The organism is Nonomuraea basaltis (assembly GCF_005893125.1).
Classification (GTDB): Bacteria; Actinomycetota; Actinomycetes; order Streptosporangiales; family Streptosporangiaceae; genus Nonomuraea; species Nonomuraea basaltis.
Genome location: NZ_VCJS01000470.1, coordinates 1 through 3,171, shown reverse-complemented (window position 1 = coordinate 3,171; position 3,171 = coordinate 1). Strand labels below are relative to the sequence as shown.

The 3,171-nt window shown below is 62.7% G+C and carries 3 protein-coding genes; 2 read left to right on the top strand and 1 reads right to left on the bottom strand.

From position 1 onward, the window contains the following. Positions 1 to 555 precede the first annotated feature (555 nt). Entirely contained in the window at positions 556 to 1,380 is an 825-nt protein-coding gene (locus tag EJK15_RS68460) for an SAM-dependent methyltransferase (protein WP_240778134.1), read from the bottom strand. 257 nt (positions 1,381 to 1,637) lie between these two features. On the opposite strand from EJK15_RS68460, the gene EJK15_RS68455 reads away from it, so the two are divergent. Then, positions 1,638 to 2,378: a helix-turn-helix domain-containing protein gene (locus EJK15_RS68455; protein ID WP_206062328.1), complete on the top strand. Its 741-nt coding sequence runs from the start codon at positions 1,638 to 1,640 to the stop codon at positions 2,376 to 2,378. After that, complete coding sequence (locus EJK15_RS68450; RefSeq protein WP_138720795.1) at positions 2,375 to 2,866, top strand: NUDIX domain-containing protein; 492 nt, start codon at positions 2,375 to 2,377, stop codon at positions 2,864 to 2,866. Before EJK15_RS68455 ends, EJK15_RS68450 begins: the two co-directional genes overlap by 4 nt. The last annotated feature ends 305 nt before the right edge of the window (positions 2,867 to 3,171 follow it).

The following is a 3,171-nucleotide window of genomic DNA, read 5'->3' as shown; positions in this document are numbered from 1 at the left end:
AAGAGTGCTCCTCGCTCTGGAAGGTTGTTGATCTCGACAATCCGTAATCTTCCAGATCAGGGGCACTCTTCGTTGTCTATCGGGTCATTTCGTCTCGGATCTCCTCAAGGCCTATGAATAGCCAAGGCTTGATGAAAGGACCGAACCTATCCCGGCGTGCTTCCAGATAGCCGGGGTCTTCCTCGCTCATGGCCTACTCCGCCAGATTCGCCGGACTGGTGAGTCGGTCATGCGCCCCCTCTGGAGCCGCCCCGTACACCCGCCAGTACCGCTCGGTGTACAAGCGCACGATCCGCCCCACGGCCGTCTCCATCGCCGAGCACGGGCAAGAGGTGTAGCGCCACGGCCCCGGTGCGCTGGCATCGCTCAGCGACCAGCGGAAACGCCATCCATCCGGCCCCCACTCACACCACACCGTCAACCCCACCGACCACACCCCCACCAACGCGATCCCCTCGCATTCGGAGACCTGCGAGCCGATACCGCGACGCCCCAGATGACCCGCCAACTCCCGCGCCAGCCGTCCGGCCGGACTCCACACACGTGTAGCCGTCCTCACCGCTCCTTCCTCCCGACCCCACCCAGGACATCGACCTTCGCGGCGTCCTCCTCCGCCAGCCGGGGATCCATCTCCGGTCGCCACAGCGGCACCCGCACCAGCCCCGGATCCACCAGCTCAACATCCGCCACCGTGAAGAACTCCCGGATTGCCTCTTCACTGCGCAGGGTCACGGACGCCGATGCCGTGTCATACACAGCAGCGGCGGCGATCGTGTTCGGTGCCTCCAGCACATGCGTCAGCCCCAGATAGCTCCCCGGCTCCATGTGCTCCAGCAGCGTCCGCACGATCGACCAGGGATCCTCCTCATCCCCGATGAAGTGCATGGTCGTTACCAGCAGCACCCCAACGGGAAGGTCGAAGTCCAGCACCTTGTGCAGGATGAACTCGGGGTAACGCACATCCAGTTGCACCATCATCGTGCGCTCATCGGTGGCCAGCAGCGCCCGCCCATGCTGGGCAACGATGGGGTCGTAGTCCACATAGACCGTCCGCGCGTCCGCGTGGATCGCTTGGATCGCTTGGGCGATCTCATGCACGTTGCCCTGAGACGGCAGTCCCGTTCCGATGTCGAGGAACTGTCGGACGCCCCGCTCTGCCAGATAGCGCACCACTCGACGAAGAAAGGCCCGGTTGGCCAGAGCACACGCTTTCGCATGGGGGTTCAGCAGAGAGGCTCGATCGGCGGCCTCGCGATCAGCCGGGAAATGATCCTTCCCGCCGAGCCAGTAATCGTACATCCGTGCTGGATTGGGCACGTTCGGGTTTATCTCCTGAGCGACCGCCATGGACCCGGACACGAAATTGGAGACCGTGCCCACAGGCCGCCGATGCCCCAGAAGATCCGCATCGAGCAAACGCTCTTGTCGCCCAGGCATCGCCCTGCCCGACGAGTTCCCGTCTGCTGCCCTTGCTGGATCCATCGTGACCTCCACCGACGACTCACCCTTTGACCTGCGGCGTGTGTAGAGAGGATCCAATGGACGGCTTGGACAGCGCGCCGACACCAGTGGACATCTGAGGACATCTTTCGGCCAACTAGATTCCGCAGGCTGTCCAGAGACGGCATAGTGGGGCCATGGTCAACGAACGCCTCCGCCGTACTATGCTCCGTGCCGGGCTGGACGTAGAGCAGCTCGCGGACATGGCCCAGGTCAGCGTGAAAAGTGTTGGCCGGTGGCTCCAGGGAGCCTCTGTGCCATACCCGAAGACTCGCTACAGGGTCGCCGCGATCCTGGAGGAAGACGAGTCTTATCTCTGGCCTGACGCTGTCGATAAAACTGCCCTGGTGGGGGCGGAACTCGTGGCCAGTTACCCACGCCGGAGCGACGTCCCGCGTCATCAGTGGATGGAGACGCTCCGGACGGCCAGTCGGAACATCGACCTCCTTGCGTTCGCTGGCTTGTTCCTGACCGAGGAACACCCCGACTGGATTCCAACGCTCATTGCCAAAGCGGAGGCTGGCGTCAGGGTTCGACTACTTCTCGGTGACCCGCACGGTAAACAACTCGAAGCGCGGGATGCCGAGCATCAGATCGGTGGTGGCGTTGCTGGCCGCGTCGCGGCGGTACTGAGCTACTACACCCAACGCATGCCTCTCAGCGTCCAAATCCGTCTGCATGACACGCCGCTCTACAACAGCATCTACCGCTTTGATGACGAAATGTTGGTCAACGTCCACGTCTACGGCATCCTCGCGGCGTACACACCCACCCTGCACCTCCGCAGAGTCGATGGGGCATGGTTCAACACCTACTTGGAATCATACGAGCGGGTATGGGCGTCGGCTCGCCCGCTGACGCGAGGGGGCGCGGAATGACGAAGACGAGGCGAATCGACTACTGGCGTGACCCAAACGCGCCCAAGCCAACCAGCCGGAAGGCATCGGCAAGCGTCTTCGTCACCAACGATGATGGCCACCTCTTACTCCTCCGCCGCGCGGATAACAACCTCTGGACCATCCCAACCGGTGGCGTCAAGAAGGGAGAAACAGTCGCCGACGCTGGTGTTCGCGAGTGTCGGGAAGAAACAGGCATTGAGGTCGAGGTTACGGGCCTGGTAGGCGTCTTCTCGACGCCCGATCACGTGATCGTCTATATGCACGGTGACAAACTCGATGAGGTACGCCAACCGATCAATGTCTGCCTACGCGCCCGCGTCCTAGGCGGCGCTCTACAGCCCGACCCCAAGGAATCGCGCGAAGTACGTTGGGTGGATCCCTCTCAACTTGGCGACTACGAGATTCAGCCAGCGATCCGCCGCCGCATCGATTGCGGTTTGGAATGCGTGGAGCCATACATCGAGTAGTCCACCTCAAAGCGTTCGTGACCAGGCGGTCTCTGGCGGATCCCTGAAAATCAACCTCCGGCGGGGGACTCCGATCCGACTCTGGGCGGCGTCGGCTCGTTGCTCAGACCTCGCGCGTCAGACCAAGGCAAAAGACTCTTTGGGAACCCCCTCGGGCTGCGCACCACTCGGCGGGACGCCATCGCCCGCTGGACTCATCGTAGACCCAGCATCGGAGCGCGACGGAGGTTACCGAATCGTTTCGGAGCCAACTTCACGGGGACCCCTCCAAGATCACAAAAGGGGGGCGGGGAGGGAAGTATGGG